The sequence below is a fragment of the Salinigranum salinum genome (assembly GCF_009176545.1).
Lineage (GTDB): Archaea > Halobacteriota > Halobacteria > Halobacteriales > Haloferacaceae > Salinigranum > Salinigranum salinum.
Genome location: NZ_VTOJ01000001.1, coordinates 1,081,504 through 1,098,161 on the forward strand (window position 1 = coordinate 1,081,504; position 16,658 = coordinate 1,098,161).

11 protein-coding genes are annotated in these 16,658 nt (G+C 52.0%); 5 read left to right on the forward strand and 6 right to left on the reverse strand.

The features are described 5' to 3' along the window. Positions 1-30 precede the first annotated feature (30 nt). On the forward strand, positions 31-360 hold the full coding sequence (locus tag FZP69_RS05095) for a hypothetical protein (RefSeq protein ID WP_152040267.1): 330 nt from the start codon (positions 31-33) through the stop codon (positions 358-360). A 246-nt stretch (positions 361-606) separates the two neighbouring features. Here FZP69_RS05095 and FZP69_RS05100 read toward each other — a convergent pair whose 3' ends face one another. Continuing rightward, on the reverse strand, positions 607-1,029 hold the full coding sequence (locus FZP69_RS05100; RefSeq protein ID WP_152040268.1) for a hypothetical protein: 423 nt from the start codon (positions 1,027-1,029) through the stop codon (positions 607-609). A 196-nt stretch (positions 1,030-1,225) separates the two neighbouring features. On the opposite strand from FZP69_RS05100, the gene FZP69_RS05105 reads away from it, so the two are divergent. Then, complete coding sequence (locus FZP69_RS05105; RefSeq protein WP_152040269.1) at positions 1,226-2,476, forward strand: site-specific integrase; 1,251 nt, start codon at positions 1,226-1,228, stop codon at positions 2,474-2,476. Positions 2,477-2,478: 2 nt separating this feature from the next. Here the strand turns inward: FZP69_RS05105 and FZP69_RS05110 are convergent, their stop codons facing one another. Further along, complete coding sequence (locus FZP69_RS05110; protein WP_192918473.1) at positions 2,479-2,682, reverse strand: hypothetical protein; 204 nt, start codon at positions 2,680-2,682, stop codon at positions 2,479-2,481. A 1,154-nt stretch (positions 2,683-3,836) separates the two neighbouring features. On the opposite strand from FZP69_RS05110, the gene FZP69_RS05115 reads away from it, so the two are divergent. Further along, the gene (locus tag FZP69_RS05115; RefSeq protein ID WP_152040271.1) at positions 3,837-7,196 is read left to right on the forward strand and encodes a KAP family P-loop NTPase fold protein; all 3,360 of its coding nucleotides are present in this window, start codon (positions 3,837-3,839) and stop codon (positions 7,194-7,196) included. Positions 7,197-7,817: 621 nt separating this feature from the next. Further along, entirely contained in the window at positions 7,818-8,105 is a 288-nt protein-coding gene (locus FZP69_RS05120) for a hypothetical protein (protein WP_204959910.1), read from the forward strand. A 43-nt stretch (positions 8,106-8,148) separates the two neighbouring features. On the opposite strand, the gene FZP69_RS05125 is transcribed toward FZP69_RS05120, so the two are convergent. From FZP69_RS05125 to FZP69_RS05135, 3 genes are all read right to left on the reverse strand, one after another. Then, positions 8,149-9,477 (reverse strand): hypothetical protein, encoded by a 1,329-nt coding sequence (locus FZP69_RS05125; RefSeq protein ID WP_152040272.1) that lies wholly within the window; start codon positions 9,475-9,477, stop codon positions 8,149-8,151. Then, a complete protein-coding gene (locus FZP69_RS05130) occupies positions 9,470-11,614 on the reverse strand; it encodes an AAA family ATPase (RefSeq protein WP_152040273.1) in 2,145 nt (714 codons plus the stop codon). The genes FZP69_RS05125 and FZP69_RS05130 overlap by 8 nt, the downstream gene beginning before the upstream one ends. A gap of 232 nt (positions 11,615-11,846) precedes the next feature. Beyond that, complete coding sequence (locus FZP69_RS05135; protein WP_152040274.1) at positions 11,847-13,037, reverse strand: HNH endonuclease; 1,191 nt, start codon at positions 13,035-13,037, stop codon at positions 11,847-11,849. Positions 13,038-13,459: 422 nt separating this feature from the next. Here FZP69_RS05135 and FZP69_RS05140 point away from each other — a divergent pair, with 422 nt between their 5' ends. Beyond that, complete coding sequence (locus FZP69_RS05140) at positions 13,460-14,719, forward strand: ATP-binding protein (RefSeq protein WP_192918474.1); 1,260 nt, start codon at positions 13,460-13,462, stop codon at positions 14,717-14,719. Positions 14,720-14,958: 239 nt separating this feature from the next. On the opposite strand, the gene FZP69_RS05145 is transcribed toward FZP69_RS05140, so the two are convergent. After that, positions 14,959-16,617 carry a MarR family transcriptional regulator gene (locus FZP69_RS05145; protein ID WP_240137466.1) on the reverse strand — a complete coding sequence of 553 codons (1,659 nt, stop codon included), beginning with the start codon at positions 16,615-16,617 and terminating at the stop codon, positions 14,959-14,961. Positions 16,618-16,658: the final 41 nt, after the last annotated feature.

Below are 16,658 nucleotides of genomic sequence, written 5' to 3' on the forward strand. Positions count from 1 at the left end.
CATATCCTTCGCGTAAATAGATCACATCCTATGAAGATCGTCGGCATCGATACGGAGGACGTCCGCACTCGTATCCACGTTCGCGCCGGTCGCTCCGAGGGCGACGATCTGGTCGCCTACGGATTGCGACGACACGTAGACCGCCTCCCGTCCGACGCAGAGGCCCGTATCCGACGTGTTCTCTCGGATCACGACATCGAACGGTATCCCGAAGGAGCGTACATCGGGACCTTCAGTTCACGACCACTGGAGGATTCGCGCATCGTCCGAGATCACGAGGAGATCGTCTCCGACCCGTATCCGCGCGACATCGAACTGACAGAGTTCCCACCCGAGGAAGGCCAACTCTACTACTGGTAGACGGCGTGTAGAACTGGTCTCCGAACGACTGTCTGTCCGCTTCGTGATTCGAATCACGGGCGCTCCACTCGCGTCTTCCCCGATTCGAATCCCTCCACACGACCACTCCTCACACACACCCACACCGTGGAGCCGTAACCAACCGTCCGTCTCTCGGTCGACTGAACCGTGTCGTTAGCTGAAAGGAGGCGCTAAGCCCCCACCCTCAACGGAGCGACCGAAGGGAGCGGAGTAGGGTCGGGTAGTTCACAAACTGGGTTTTCCGGACCCGCCGCCTCTGCCTGCGTAATCCGCGCTCACGGTGACGTTGTCGATCGGGAACGCGAAGCTCACGGCGTCGTTCTTCGTTCCATCACGCGAGTACTGGCGCGGCGGCGGGTACACGTCGTTGCCTTTCCCGTCGAGCGAGGCGTAGACTCCTGGCGGGGGGTACACGTCGTTACCCTTGCCGTCGAGCGACGCGTACAGACTCGGCGGGGGGGTGGGAACGTCGTTGCCCTTACCATCCAGCGACGCGTACAGATCCGGGGGATACGGGTCGTTGCCTTTCCCGTCCATGGGTTCGGCTGCGGCCGTTCCGACTCCGCCAACGACCCCGGCCGTCAGAACGGCCGCGATGAGGAGTGCTTTGATTACAGTGCGTCCAACCGTGATGTCGATTGCTTTCATCACAGATGTATCCAGGTCGGGGGATTCGATGGAGACAGATGCTTACTATTGAAGCGCGTTCCGGGATACGCATTCTAGATAGCTAGAGTTGTGCGCTCGGCGGCTCCGATCTCGCTTCGTTCGGCAGAAAGAGCCGGTGGAGGGGTTGTAACCTAAGGTTTACATCCGTGTAAGTTATCCATCGGTTCAGGGAGTCATGCCAACAGATCCCAAGGAAGCCGTCGAGCGTCTCGAAGACCGTATCAGAACCAGCGAGGAAATCAGACCGAACGACCGAGACAATCTTCTTGCGTTCATTGACCGTCTTCGTCTCCTTCGTACGGTGTACGGTGATCACCGCCGGGAGAAACTCCTCCGACACTGCACTATTCTCGCAGAGGAACTCAACCAGCTCACAGAGGCGCTTGACGATCGCGAAGCGGCTGAGTCGATCGTCAAGTGGATCAATCGTAACTACCCTAACGAGGAGACGAACAAGGACTATCGAGGTGCTCTCAGGGCTTTCGCTAAGCGAGTCACAGAGGGTCCGGATATCCCTTCGAGCGTAGACTGGGTACCTTCTGGTACCAGCCGCAACTATGATCCAAAACCGAACCCATCCGAGATGCTTCATTGGAAAGACGACGTGATTCCGATGATTGACGAGACCCGGAACGCTCGCGATGCCGCACTTATCGCAGTTGCTTGGGACTCTGGTGCTCGAAGTGGAGAGATCCAGGCGATGTCGGTCGGAGACGTCTCTGATCACACTCACGGGCTGCAGATCACTGTCGATGGAAAGAGAGGACAACGTTCCATCACGCTGTTTAACAGTGGTTCCTATCTGATTCGGTGGCTTCAGGATCACCCATGTTCGGATCAGCCAAACGCTGATCTCTGGTGCAAGTTGAGTTCCGGTGAGAGTATCAGTTACCAGATGTATCGAAAGGCCCTGAATCAGGCTGCAGACCGAGCAGGCGTCACCAAACCCGTGACGCTGACGAATTTCCGTAAGTCGTCTGCATCTCATCTCGCGAGCCAGAACGTGAATCAGGCCCACATCGAGAACCACCACGGTTGGAAGCGGGGTAGTAAAGTTGCCGCACGATACATAGTTATCTTCGGCTCGGACAGCGACAGAGAGCTCGCAAAAGCGTACGGTCTCGAGGTTGATGAAGAAGAAACCGAACCGATTGGTCCTCTTAGCTGTCCTCGTTGCCAGCGCGAAACGCCCCGACATGAGGAGTTCTGTGTTTGGTGCGGGCAGGCACTTGAGCCCGGAGCCGTCGAGTCGGTTAGGCAGACAGAGCGTGACGTCAGAGATGCAGTGTTCCGCCTCGCTCGGAGCGATCCTGAACTCCTTACGGAAAGGGAACGGATTGAGGGGTTGATGCGCCTCGTCGAGAGTAGACCTGACCTGATTGATGACGCCGAAAGATACCTGGACGCTCTCGAATCTACCAGCTGACATCAATCCTGCTCCTCATTCGAGAGTCGGTCGATCTCCCGTTTTATCTCTTCACGATCGCGCTCGTCGCCGCCTCTGAGCAGAACTGCCAGAGCCAATCCTCGGACCGTTTCGTCGGTTCCGTGTTTGAGGATGTATGCAAGATCTTCTCGATGATTCTGTACGTATTCTCTGACTTCGGGTGGTGTCCGGTTGTTTTCCATCATTCGGCGGCCGCAGAGCGCCACCCTCACTGGGTAAGGAAAACCTCTTTACTACCACACACTCTATTTTGGGTGTGGAGTGGCCTTCCTCGGCGCTCCTCGTTCTCGGTTCAAAACGGTATCACGGCATGCCTGGCAGCAACGACGTGATATCGTTCGAATCTACTCCTTTGAGAGCCATCGATTACAGCATGTTAGGTTAGTTTTCCCTTTTGTCAGGAAAACACCTAAGCTGATCCCACACAAAGACGCTGTTGGGGACGATCGACTGCAACCCTGAAGCTAGCAAACAACACGTGATTTCTCCCTCATGTTGCTTGCTGGTGTCGTCTGTCGCCCGGTCTTTCCCTGGGCGATTTTTTATCCCGAATCCATTTACACCACCAAATACTCCAAGCATCATTAAATTTTCTTTAACCAACATATGTTCCAGTGCGTTGGTTAAATCCCGCTCCGGAAGTTTCGAAGCTCTTTGGATGCCGGGATAATTAAAAAATGAGCGTTCAGTAATCCATTATCTGATTGAACAAATAAGAAAATATCTTGAGTTAGCAGCCATCCGCAGCTCACAATTCCAACCCCTTATTGCTAGGTAAATCACCCACGTCACGGTCTCTCAAAGTAACATAGCCGTATGAATACCTGAACTGGTGCGTTGTGGCTGGGATCTCGGCTCCAAGCCCTCGTAGTATTAAGTTAAATTAAACACTGGGGGGTGGGGGGGTGTGTGTGTCTACCCCGTTTCGTAAGGCATGTCGTAGTCTGTGTGCACCATTTGATTTGAACGGGTGTTAATGCATACTCCAGTCGAAATTGGAGTAAGACACCCATGAACATGAGCCGGATCCGAGAGTCTTGAGACGAACGCCTCAATGGATACGATAGTATCAAGTTCTGATAGAGACAGCGTATAAGACTTAGAGAGTATACTGCTCACACGTATTTCAAGGCGATTATCGGGCGCAGTTACACCCGGGTTCTTATTCTATCATAAGCAAACGTGATATCGAGGTCCCAGTACTCTAGCTCAGGCACCCAAAGACCGATCACTACTCCTCCCATAGATTCAAAAAGGCGGACTTGATCCAATTGCTGGCCTTCATTCATTTTTCAGCCGAAGATCACTTTTTTAATCGGGTGATGAGAGAGTCATATTCATGATCGATGAAGGCGGACGTGTCTTTCTTTCTGACGAGCCGATTGAATCGCCCGAACAGGACAAGTTCGAGCATCGGGAGTACGTTGATGCGCTCGAACAGATCCTCGAAAACGCTGAACCTCGGTGGAATATAGGTGTGTTCGGCAAGTGGGGCACTGGGAAGAGTTCGATAATCAATCTATTGTTCGACCGGCTGCAAGACAATCCAGCGTTCGACGATACGATCTGTGTCGAGTTCGATGCATGGACACACGCTGAGGAGTCGATTCGAACCGACCTGCTTCTCGGTATCGATTATCAACTTGGTGAAAAAACGGATACGAAGGTCGATGGCGAATACGGGATTCTTGGGGAGGACTACATAACGGAAGAACTCTACGACATTACAGAAGAGACAGGGAGCGAGGATCTCTCGTATCGGGAGTACACCGCTAGGCTCCTTTCCCATTCCAAGCCCGTTACTGGAATCGTTGTGATAGCCGCCGTAGTTCTAGTTCTGGGCGTTCTCGCCAACGTACTGAATCTCGTCGGTGTTCTAAATCCAGACCCTGACCTAATGGCCACCGTCAATAGCATCCTCCAAATCGCCATTCTCCCACTGTTTTTGAGTCTCTTCATTTTCATGGCGAAACAGGTGGAAGACGCGACCTCCACCCTCCGTCAACGATACCCTCGGAAGGAATGGTCCGGCGCATATGAGCAATTGTTCGAAGAGATGCTCACCGATCTGGTCAAGAAAACTGAGAAAAAGAAGGTCATCATATCGGTAGACAATCTCGACCGTTGTGAGAGCGACACCGTCTATGACGTCCTCGTCTCGTTAAAGACGTTCATGGAGAACGACCGCTGCACCTACATCATCCCCTGTGACGATGAAGCACTTCTCAGTCACGTGCAATCTATCGACAGAGGGGGGTACTTTGAGGAGCCCGAGAACGAACGTGAATTCTTACGGAAGCTGTTCCAAGCGCATGTCCGTGTTCCGCCGTTCACTAACGAGGCAATCTCCGACTATGCCAGGGAGTTGAAAGGGCAACTTGATGAGGACCTTGGAGAGGACTACGACGACGAGGTTCTGTCCGTAATCACGAAAGCATATGCCCGAAATCCACGCCGTATCAAACAGGCATTCAACCGGCTGACGACCCTGCGAATGTTGGCTCAAGAAATGGAAGCGACAGACCGTATGCGTGAGGGTGCAATCACAGATAATTACCCGTTTTTGGCCAAAGTATCGATACTACAGGAAGATTTTCCAGAATTCTATCGGGCGCTTCAGACGAATCCACGATTACTTGATGAATTCAATGACTACTTCGCCGGGCGTGTTTCCGAATCCGAACGAGAGAAGGAGCTGGCTGCGTATTTTGATCCTGATGAGAACGAAGACAACGGCTCAGTTGAAGGGCTGAGGGATTTTCTTCGGACAACCCGATACATTACTGACGACAACCCTCGTCGCTTTATTTACCTGAGCGAGCCATCATATGCACTCACCCTAGGAGACGACGAGCGCTTCGTACAGGACCTCCGTACCGGTCAGGTGGATAAAGTACGTGATGAGTTGAAATCGCTTTTCGAAAGCGACGAGGACTTCACTCCCTATCTTGAGGCTATTCGAGATACGCTCGATGAGTGGAGCCACCTCAATTCGGAACTATTCAACATCGTTGAGGGGTTGATGGAAGTTTTCAGCGCTCTCGACGAAGATTCCCAATCCAGAGTGGCTGCGGTTGTGAGCGAATACTTGGTCTCCGCTGACCGGAGACACTTCTTGGAGGATCTTGACCCACATCTCTCGTTCCCGCTCCTCCTCAAAATGCCTCATCGGGATTCTCAAATCCTTTTTAATGCATACGGACAACTAGCTGCCGACCCCGAGACCCTCCACGAGAACGTGCTTGAAGCATTTGTTTCTCACAGTGACGAAATCCCACGCTCTGCGCGGCGACCCCTTGCAGAAAATCTCACTCATCTGCGACAGAATCTACAGATAGATGAGTTCAAGCGGGCACTCGACATGCTTCACTCTTCAGCCCCAGCACGGGAGAAGTTCGCCACGGCAAGCCTGTTGAAAGAGGCTGTTGAGCTAATCGAGTTAGATAACCAACATCAGTTCCAGAACCACGAGTACTACACTAAATTCGACCCGCAAGCGTCAATCGAGGCTCGAAGCACGTTTGTCAAAAAGCTGATTGACCTTTACAATGATGTTGAGGATGACAACGTCAAGAATCTCAACCAGAACCTTGCTGACATCCTCCTTGATATCGAACCGGACTTGACAACACCGGCCACTCGCCGTCTCTATGACGAATTCCAGGGGTTAGTTCATGCGCCAAGTGGCGATGAAAGACAACTCGTAGAAACGCTCTTTCATTTCTACGATGTTCTCGTGCCGAGCGATCAAGACGAATTCCGCCAACAGTGTGTAAACCAGATCCAGAACTGGGGCAGCACCGCACAGCAGTATCTCAAGTGGGCAGAGCAGTACGACGTCCCACTACTCAATTCGGAAAACGCGGTGGAAGCAGCTCTCGCCCCGTTCCCCAACCAGAACTCGAACGCAAATCTATTCACTAAAACGATCCTGCCCCTAATCCCTGAGGAATTTGACGAGGAAGTGACGGCGAAGAAACTACTCGATATTCTGGATAGCAGTGACGACTCGCATGCACAACTCGGGGCGGAAATTTTCTTGACCGCGCCCGAACGCTTCTCCAATGTCCAGGATTCGGTTGTTGATAAGTGCCTCAGCAAGGCGAACAGGACGAACGACATTAAGAGTAAGCAGACGTTTCTGACCGCGGTTTCAGGAGTGTTTACCGAATTGAAGGACAGCGATCAAGAACTATTCCTTAGCCAGCTGACTGAGCTGGCGCGTGGGAGTAATCGGGACAAGCAGGCCTTTGCCCAGGTGTGGCGAGAAGTTGAAGACGATCTTGAACCCGGACACCGGCGCACTATTGGACAGAACGTTCTCAGCGTGCTGGAGGATGAAGCGAGCGATCAAAATCAGCAGGTCCCGAATGATGAACTGGTGAAAGTTCTCCAATCGGTAACGGACTACCTTACGACGAATGCACATGAGGAATTTGTCCAACGGTTGAGCGATAAGTTGACAGATGGCGATATAGGATGGCAACAGAAGCAGGATATTGTCGGGCAGCTTGTAGCGTTCGAAGATCTCGCTGGGCAAGAGGATCTGGTATTGACGCGTATCGAGGGAATGCTAAAGCAAAACTCGCAGGGGCGGCTCCACCAGACGACTGAAAAGAAACTGAACATACTCGAACAGCGTGACAAAATCGATCAAGAGCGAATCAAGGAAATCCGGAAGACCTACCTAGAGACGTAAGCCAAGTTTCCCACGGCATAGTTACTGATCCGTTCTACGCGCTGATGCCTGTTAACCTCGTCCCAACAAGGAATCATCGTCGTATCATGGTGATGTACCCTCCCAGTCTCTCCATCTCATTGAGAGTAGTGTCTAAATGTATCGTCCTGGCCGGATTTGCCATTTTAATACAATAATCCCCCCTTGGCGTAATAGAGCGTCGTCCGTATCAACCGATCCCATTGTCCAAATTCAGGAGTTAGTGCTGTGCGAAATTTGCGCGCTGTATTCAGCACTGGCAAAAAATCAATCATCGGTTGAGAGAATTTTCAATACGGTTGCTTACTATACCGGACTAATCCACACCTTTTCGAAGATTCTGACGGTATCCGGAGTCATGCATCAACATATGAGGAACCCCGCGGAACCGGGTCTTTGTGTAATAGGTGGGGGTTGCACGCTGAGAATATGCATTCTCCAGAACTGCACACACGACTGTCGTTGAAGTGTGCAGATTCACTCCAATCGAGTCTCCTCGGCGACGAAATACTGCAGTTGAGCCGGCCTATCCAAGCCGAGTATATAAGTGAACACTGGTTGCGTCACCCGCGAAAGATACCTATGGTCCCGACGTGTGCACAAATGATGCGACTCAGAATGCCCGAATCGAGGAAGCGACTGTATAAGCGACTTCTCGAGGCGACCGGCGAGTCAACGAAGTCAAAGGCACTCGACCGTGCTGCCCGGTACTACTGCGAGATGCGCGGAGACACGGCAGTCGTTCCCGTCGGTGCGATCGGCGAGCTTCTGGCGGCGGCCGAGGAGCGCGGATCACTCACGGGCGAGGAGATCGCGGCCATCCTCGACTGTCAGTGGCTTCGCGTTGAGTATGAAACCGAGTGGTTGGTGGGCGATGGTGATAACCGATAAGCGACCGTGAGGTGCATTCATACTGCTCGCGGCAATCCGTGCGCTACTGGATCTCCTCCGGAACCCAGTTGGTTGAGGATCCACTTGACAGGAGGTTCTCCGCAGAAATATGTGTGATTCGCCCATCCAGTGGAGATGCCTCATTCACCTCGATGTCATCCGTAATGAGGAGTCCACGGACATCGACATCATGTTCGGTGAGATAACCGTCCTTCTGCGCGAACTCGACGTATTTCAGTAGCTCCTCAAGCCCCCGGGTGAACGTCTGCTGGCTGTCGCTATACTTGATCTCGCCGAGAACAACCGCAGTTGGCGTTCCTCTCTCTCTGGAGTCGTACACCTCAATAACGAGATCCGGGCGGCCGTGGAATAATGAGGGCTCAGTGCTGCTACCATGGAACGCCTCGGTCAATTTTTGATGCTGGCGCTGGACGCGCCTAACACGTTCAGCATAAGCAGTCTCCACACCGTTCAGTTCGAAAAGCGGCACATAGAACGAAAGGCTACCACTTCGGTCGTGATAGACGTCGACGGTACGCTGCTGGTCCTCCAAGATGGCTAACTGCTTAGCACCCGATTCGATTGGCTGAAGGCGCCATGCCTGTGAGCGGAGCCCGTGCAGGAGCCGGAACACACAAAAAAGTTCGAAGAGCCGCGGTAACCGTTCAGGCACTACGAGCGTGTCTGTCAGCAGTTTAGAGATGTCTGCATCATCGTATGCTCCAGATAGCAAGCGTCGATAGCGGTCGTATAGCGTGAATGCCTCTGTATACAGCGTCTGTCTGGACCGTCGAGCCGTGTTAAGCATTCGACGTGTGACCTGAATATCTGCTCCGTCCTGTATTCGATTCAGATGGACGTTCCTAGCGTACACTCTGTCGAACATCGCGATGCGCTCGGCTGGCCAGGCGTTCGTCCGCCATTCGTAATCAATCGCGGCGACGTCCTCATCCACCGTCGAGTGGATCATCCAGAGAAGCTTCTTCAGGACGAGGTTCTCGTCAATGTTGTACTCCGTGTATGGAGTCTTACAAGCGAACCTGGTTCGATCACCGGATTGATCGGCGTATCGGAGACGTGTCGTCGCCGGCCAATCGATCCCTCCCCGGACCTCTCCTTGTGTGACCTCACGTTCGCGCTGGTTAGCGGTCTTGACACGCCGGAGTCTCTCTTGAAGTGCTTTGATGAAGTTGACAACCTCGTCACTGAGGCAATAATGGATTCGCTTGAGACGGTCGAGATTCTCGATGTTTAAATCTGTGATGTCAAGATGTCGAGTGACTTCTCGCTGGTTGATCGTCCCGTTTCGGAGATACGTGACCAGCTCCTCCTGAACGCTATCCACCAGTATGGTGCGGCCCAGTTTACTCATCAGAGCGTGGCGGGAGGTCGAAGAAGTCCTCAGCCTTCCGTTCGAGCCACTCTCCCTCAAGCGTGAGATCAACCGTGCCCGTCTCCGTCTGCACCTCGGTCGCGGTCAAGGATCCGACGAGGCTCCGCTGTTCCTGAGGTGCCATTCCTTCGAGCTGGGGGAACACTAATGCGACGACCGCGTCGGTGAGAGCAGGACCTGGATCTTCGCTCACTTCCGGCCCCGTCGCAGCGAGGTACCCAAGGATGTCCCGGACGATGGAGGGCCCAATGGTCTGGTGTTGATTCACTTTCTGCCAGACGACAGCGACCTGTTCATACGTCGTCTCCAAAACGCCTCGTAGTGACTCGTCAGCGTTGAGCCACACGGTAGCGTAGTTCTCGTCTTCGTTTGGATCCAGCAGTGAGGTCCGGACTCGACCGTTCCTCCTGAGCCGTGGGACTCCAAGATGGATGAAATTAAAACGCCGCATGAACGCATATGAGAGTTCATAGAGCGATGTTTTATCATAGGTGTTCATTGTGGCGAGGAGTCGCCAGCTAGGAGTGACTGGAAAGATATCCTGGTTCGTGACGATCGATCTAAGACGATCGTGTGTGGTCTCTTCATCGAGCGATGCGATCTCGACTGGTTCGTCCCGCTCGTAGGGGAGTTGTACCGAGTCTCCAGAGAGTACTGAGAATAACTGACCGAACGCTTTGTCGATATCAGAACGGTTGATCTCGTCGATTACCAACCATTCATTCCTAATCTCGCCATCTTTACGAAAGCAGTCCAGAAAGATTCGAGGCTGAAACACCAGTTCGTCTCCCTCAGCCGATCGGTTAGGCACGTATCCACCGATTGTGTCGAAGGTGGTCCATTCAGCTGTTGCCGTCGTGAACCGATAACCGTCCACAATTTCGCCCTGAGATTCCGTTACCTGCTCACAGATATGCTTGGCCAACTTTGTCTTCCCCGTCCCGGGTGGTCCAGTGAAAATGATGTGTTTTCCAGCATTGAGAGATGCATTCACTTGTCGGCGGATGCGAGCCCTTTCACCTCCGTGGAAATAGAGATTATCTGGCAACCCGATATCCATATGGGGTAGTTGGAGTCGTCCTTCCAGTCTAGAAGCTTGTGACCCCTCGACTTGTCCTTGTTCAAGCAGATAATCTCCAGCCTCTTGGCTCAGATTAAATAGGTACTGCTGATTGATCCCAGCTTTGTTGATCGGATAATATTTTTCCAGACGGACGTCTTCCTGCCAGAGGTACGAAAAAATGTCTGAGAACTGTAATGGCGAGTCGAATCTGTGAATCTCGATGTCTACCCGTCTCTTTTCTTCACCATCAACAGTCACAATGTATGGATGTGATACAACTTCTGAGTATGCAATTATCTCCCCATTCTGGTAATTGAATACAGTATCCCCCTCTTGAAGTTTGGCGAGGTCGTAATTCGGAAAATCGGTTCGTGGGGCTTGGAGAAAACCTTCCTCTATCTCCTCAGGATTGTTACTCTGGTTCACCCAATAGTACGGAGCTAGTTCGCTGGTTGATTCGTCGGGTGGACAGAGCCGTCTTCTGCTTTGACTCTTGATTCCGAATAGAGCTGACGAGGGATCTCCGGTAGATGAATTTTCTCTGAGGTGCTGGATGAAGTTAGAAATCGACTCGTATTCATCGTAGAAATTCGAGTTCGGTTTGTCAAAGTTAATCCGACTAAACGCATCATATGGGAATCCTGAATAACCCATCAGATTCCAAAATTCGTCTGCTGGTTTGTAGATATCGTAAACCCCGACCAGCCGAATTACAGTCGTATACGGATCGCCTGTTGTATATTCCCATCCGATATCTTCAGCGAACTGTTCCGCGCTGTCGACACCGAGTATATGTGATTCGGCAATCTCACCGAGTGCAATATATTCATCCGTTTCACGATCCGCGAATAGCAACCAGTCGCCTGTCAACCCAGTTACGTCGGTGCGAGTACCCCATATCCGGGAGATCTCTTCGGAAACTGTACCTGAAAAATACTTCTCAATGACGGCTGAGTCGACACCCTCAATGACCGTCTTCCTGTAATTTTCACGCATGACCGGAGGGTCACCCTCCGAGATTGGAACCTGATATACATCTGGATCTTGAGACATTGAGTACCATCCTGCACTCAAGCAGTAGACTAAATTCTTACTTCGGTGCTACCTGATTAACCTCTGAAAACTGCGTCGAGCTTAGACGTATGCACCGCCCACACCCTGCATGATTACATCTGTTCTAGGCTGGTACTTGATGCCGGATCCGCTTAGATAGCGTCAGTAATCGGTTATCCCGAACTGCGAGTCAAGTACGAATTGAGGTTACGCGAGTACCGGTGACAGAACGTCACCGTGCTATCTCGGAGTTGTGGTATTGTAGGTACACCTCTCCGACCTCGTGATCGCTGTGAACGCTTAGTGAGTGACCCGAGATCTCGGTATCGTATTCGTGCGTGATTTGCAGTGAGTCAGGCTCAATTCTAACCATGCCGTTGTCGAAATCGGCGTGGTGATTCGGACACAGGACAATCATGTTCTCACTCACGTCGGGCCCATCGTGTGGACTCCCGAGAGGCTGGAGATGGTGAACCTCTGAATACCCCTTGTTCGAACTTTGCTGTAGTCGCGTCTCACAAATCTGGCACCGGTGATCGTATAAGCATTTCAGCTCTTCTACCAGCCTCTGGTCCCTCTGTACTTGATCTTGGACCGTACTCCGACGTTTAGGGCTCTCTGTTCCCAGCTGCTCGAGAACGGTCTCACTAGTCTTCTCTACTTCCCTTGGCCGCCAGAGAATCGCAGATTCGATTGATCCATATTCTCGTCGTAGCTCCTCTGTCACTATGTCTGAGACCCTCATAAAACCGGTTACGATCTGCCGATCTCCGTATCCCAAGAGGCTCCAAACCTCGCCAATGTCCGGTCCCCAGTCGTCGTACTCCGTAACCAGGTAGACCCACTTGCTCTGTGGATTGTTCCAGAGCCAGTCACCGATCACGTCGCTTTCGATGGTCCTCTTGACCCGCCCCGAGGCGATGAAGTCTCCATCGTGGTAATACAGGACGAGATCGCCGGGGCACATTCGATCAATATAAGATTGGTGAGCAGGCGAATCAGTCTCCTCGATACCCCAGATCCGCGTAGGCAGTTCGTGCTCGAGTTCTTCGGGAACAGTTGCCCACCCTTCAGTCACTTCGCTTCGAACCGTCCGAGCGAAACGATCAATCCACTCGTCCGATACTGGTTGCAGGTAGAGCGCTGGAAAATTATAGAACCAACTACCGTCTCGTCGCTCAACTCTGCTGTTCTCCTTCCGTTTCAGTTGTTGCTGGACCCTACGAGTAGCGTGCATCCACTCGGGCTGGTCAGTGCCTCCGTCACACACTTCTGAACAGAGGTAATCGTCGTCACAGAGATCTGGATATGCAGACTTCACTGCCGGATATACCTCCTCAGTCGTGTCTCGAGTTCCCGAGGGAACACAGAGCAGCTCTGTCTCCAGTAGACGATCTTGGAGAGCACGCACATCGTCCCTCATGAGTGTCTCTCACGTTGTTCCAGCGTTGTTGTAGGTCTATCTCTGACCATCGCAGTCTAATCGTTGATCGCTCGTGCGTCCCATTATATACCGATTTATGTAGCGAGGGTCCAGAGCGCGGTGCTGGAGTAACCGAACATAGTTCGTCAATCCGACCTCGACTTAGCTGGACTCCGCAGTTAGATACTCTCCTCAGATCAACTGAGACTATACACACTGTCGAGGGTCAGGGCAGAGCCTGTGTGCATACATCGAGATCTCTGAATACATCAAGATACTACCCCAAGGGGTGGCGGGTTTCGACAGTACGTCCGGAGAGGAGTCATCAGTGAGTAATAACCAATAATATATTTGATATTAGATGGTCGTATGGGAGTCACGGCTCCGGTAAATTGATGTCACGCGTCACTAATAATCATATAATGCACGTAAGCGATATTTTCCCACATAATAGTTATCCTGAATACACATACGTCAAACGAGAAAAGCGTGATTTGGAAGAAAACCTCGAAGACGCACTTCGAATGTCTGGGAGTATTGTTTCTATTTCTGGACCTTCTAAATCAGGAAAGTCCATGCTAGTCAAGCGGGTCGCAAAGAACAGTCATATCGAACAAATTGCAATCGTAAACGGTTCAGAAATCGAAAGCACCGGAGATCTGTGGCGACAAGCTCTAGATAATTTGGGTACTCCTACTACTACTGAACGCCATTCCTCTGAAACGGATGAGAGTGGAAATACAATAACAGGAGGAATAAGCACGGTAGTTAGTGCAGGTGCTGATAAACATTCACGGAGCGCCGAAACAGACACTGATGTCAAAGTCGATTCTAGGCGAGGACTAAGCAAACTCATCGAGGTTGTTGACAAGGACAAATTCGTTCTGCTAATCGATGATTTTCACTATATAAAATCAGATGTTCAATCGGATATCGCGGAGGCGATCAAAGCCGCAGCTGAACGGGGAATTTCGATTTGTGTGGCACTTGTCTCATATCGGAGCGAAAACCTTGAGAAGGTGAACGATGATCTGGCGGGGAGAGTATATAACATCAAACTGGATTACTGGCACGAACATGAGCTAAGAGAAATTGCTGAGCTCGGCTTCACAGTCCTGAACGTAGAATTTTCTGAATCTCTAATTGAGACTCTTGTGAGAGAATCTGCAGGCTCTCCATTATTGATGCAGCTACTCTGTTACAGCACATGTCTCCACAACGACGTTCGCGAGCCACAAGATGAACATCGAGTCATCGAAATGGAAGAGGGCGATCGAGATGGGATATTCGAGGAAGCAATAAAGTGGGGTGGTTACTCAGACGTAGTTTCAGCGATTAACGACGGAGCGACGACCCGTGGAGAGGGTCGAAAACTGTATCCATTAAAAACAGGATCAGAGGGCGACTATTACGAGTGCTGTCTAAGGGCCATCGCTGCAAACCCTCCTGAATTCTCGTTCACCCGTAACGAGTTATATAATCGCGTAAAGCACGAATGCGCAGGCACTCACCCACAGTCAAATCAAGTCTCTCTCTTCTGTGAACAGATGGACAAGATAACCAAGGAAGAACGCCCAGACTCTCGATTAGTAGATTGGGATGAAGATGAAGACACTCTCCACATCTCTGAGCCAGGACTTCTATTCAATATCAGGTGGTCCGTTCGATTGGGGATTGAGTAGTAGCAGCCACAATTGGCTTGCGTCGATGTTTGTAGGACTGAAGTATTTTGAACTAGTACCCTTAGGTACACCCCTAACAGAGAACCCGACAGCTCCGGTCGGATTCGTTCCCTCACGTAATCCTGAGAAGCACTGTCTCCGAATAGTCGGTCTACAACAGCCTACGAACAGCCCCACCAGTCGGCAACATATGTCGCGATTACCGTCCCTCGACAGTGTTGCCACTCAGCAGTCGGTCGCTACCCGAGCGCTTCCCACACCCTTCCGCCGATCGTCCGGGTTCTCTCCTCAGCCTCGATGGACCGAAGCTCGTGTTCTGGTTCTGTGATTCGGTACCGGTAGCGCCCTGACCGATACGTGACGGAATCCCTCTTGCAGTCTTCCCACAGTGAGAGACCCTCCCTGAGTAACCTCTTCACCTCTTTCCGGTGTTCCTCGTCGGAAAGTTCTCCGAGATCGAGGAATACTGAATCGTCTCTCTCATTCACCCGCACGTCGTGTTTGGCAGCCCATGCGATGAAAGCAGAGGTGCGTCTGTCCAATCCTCTCTCTGCCGCTTCGAGAGCTTTTGCACCAGCTTCGAGCGCTCGTTCACTCGCTCTCTTGGCTTCTGTGACTGCCTCGTGAACGAGCTCTGCAACGTAATGCGAACGGAGACTAACTGACCCGTATTCTCTCTCGACCAACTCACTAATTCGATCCAGTGCCCGCCGAACACTGTCTGGGTGCCGGTCGGTCTCCTCTGCGATACGCTTCGGAGAAACAGTCCCCCCGTCAGAAACGAGGACACTGAGTGATTCCCACTCGACCGGACTAAGACCGTCTGCGATATGCTTGATGACGACACTCTCCTGGGACTGCCGAATCCGAGTTAGGTTCAGGTCTATGATTTGCCGTTCCCGATCGCTCTCGATCGCGGGGAAATAGGCATCTTTGACGTAGGTGTCTCCACCGGGACGAACGTCGATTCCGCTATTCGCGAGTACGCTGAGTACACTCTCTTCGAGTTCGTGTGTTAGCTGCTCGATCTCTTCGCTACTCACACCCAACTTTCCCTTCCACCGACTTACTTGGTAAGATGCACCGAGTTTCGGATGACGGAGTGGGTTGTTCTCTGGGAAGGAGAGTGCCTCTCTCGCGTAGTAGTGCTTGATCTCTTTCGGAAGTTCGTGGGATGGGAAAGCTTCCTGGATCCGCCGCTGATCAAGGGTTACGGTATGGTAGTACCCAGGTAGGTTCTTACCGTCCTCTGTCTGGTCGTTCTGGACTAACTTACGGTATCCTTCCCGGTCGTTCTCCAGCAAGTGTCCCATCTGAACGATTGGACCGTCTCGAGCGTGAACTGGACCACTCACCTCGTGATTGAGCCGGATGTAGCGCTCAGCATCCTGGATGTTACTATACGGGTGAGGACCAGAGAAGTAAGTCGAGTCAATCCCGACTGCTTCAGCTGCACACTGTAGAAGGGGTAGGTATCTCTTGAACTCGATATTCGACCCACTCACTCGAACATTCACACCCTCACCAAATCCCTCGGGCACGGGTACCCGGCTGCCTCCCTTCGACTTCATTCCCACCCAACGTGGAGCGATATGTGCGTTGAATTTTCGCTGACCTACGGAATCGTCCTTGCTTGAAATCGCGAGACGGAACTCTCGGAGTGTCTCAAGCTCGAATCGTGTCCCGCTCGGTGTCGTTTTTCCAGGGTGTTCTAAGCCGCTCTCTTGGAAGTAGAGCGTAACTGCCCACTCCTCACCCTCAGCAGTGAAAGATGCTCTCTGTGACCCCTCTCCTTCTTTCACCCGCTTGTCTGCAGCGAAGTACGGGAAGAGACCGCGATCGTTGAAGAGGTAGTTCGCACTGAACTCGTGCGGTGCCGTCTCGATTAGGACGGTCACAGAGCCCACCTCCCGACAACCGAGAGAGCCCGATCAGAGAC

Excerpts from the sequence above, each read along its gene's own strand:
- FZP69_RS05135 (WP_152040274.1), bottom strand. The coding sequence starts at position 13,037 with ATGAGGGACGATGTGCGTGCTCTCCAAGATCGTCTACTGGAGACAGAG.
- FZP69_RS05110 (WP_192918473.1), bottom strand. The coding sequence starts at position 2,682 with ATGATGGAAAACAACCGGACACCACCCGAAGTCAGAGAATACGTACAG.
- FZP69_RS05140 (WP_192918474.1), top strand. The coding sequence starts at position 13,460 with ATGCACGTAAGCGATATTTTCCCACATAATAGTTATCCTGAATACACA.
- FZP69_RS05095 (WP_152040267.1), top strand. The coding sequence starts at position 31 with ATGAAGATCGTCGGCATCGATACGGAGGACGTCCGCACTCGTATCCAC.
- FZP69_RS05105 (WP_152040269.1), top strand. The coding sequence starts at position 1,226 with ATGCCAACAGATCCCAAGGAAGCCGTCGAGCGTCTCGAAGACCGTATC.
- FZP69_RS05115 (WP_152040271.1), top strand. The coding sequence starts at position 3,837 with ATGATCGATGAAGGCGGACGTGTCTTTCTTTCTGACGAGCCGATTGAA.
- FZP69_RS05120 (WP_204959910.1), top strand. The coding sequence starts at position 7,818 with ATGATGCGACTCAGAATGCCCGAATCGAGGAAGCGACTGTATAAGCGA.
- FZP69_RS05100 (WP_152040268.1), bottom strand. The coding sequence starts at position 1,029 with ATGAAAGCAATCGACATCACGGTTGGACGCACTGTAATCAAAGCACTC.
- FZP69_RS05130 (WP_152040273.1), bottom strand. The coding sequence starts at position 11,614 with ATGTCTCAAGATCCAGATGTATATCAGGTTCCAATCTCGGAGGGTGAC.
- FZP69_RS05125 (WP_152040272.1), bottom strand. The coding sequence starts at position 9,477 with ATGAGTAAACTGGGCCGCACCATACTGGTGGATAGCGTTCAGGAGGAG.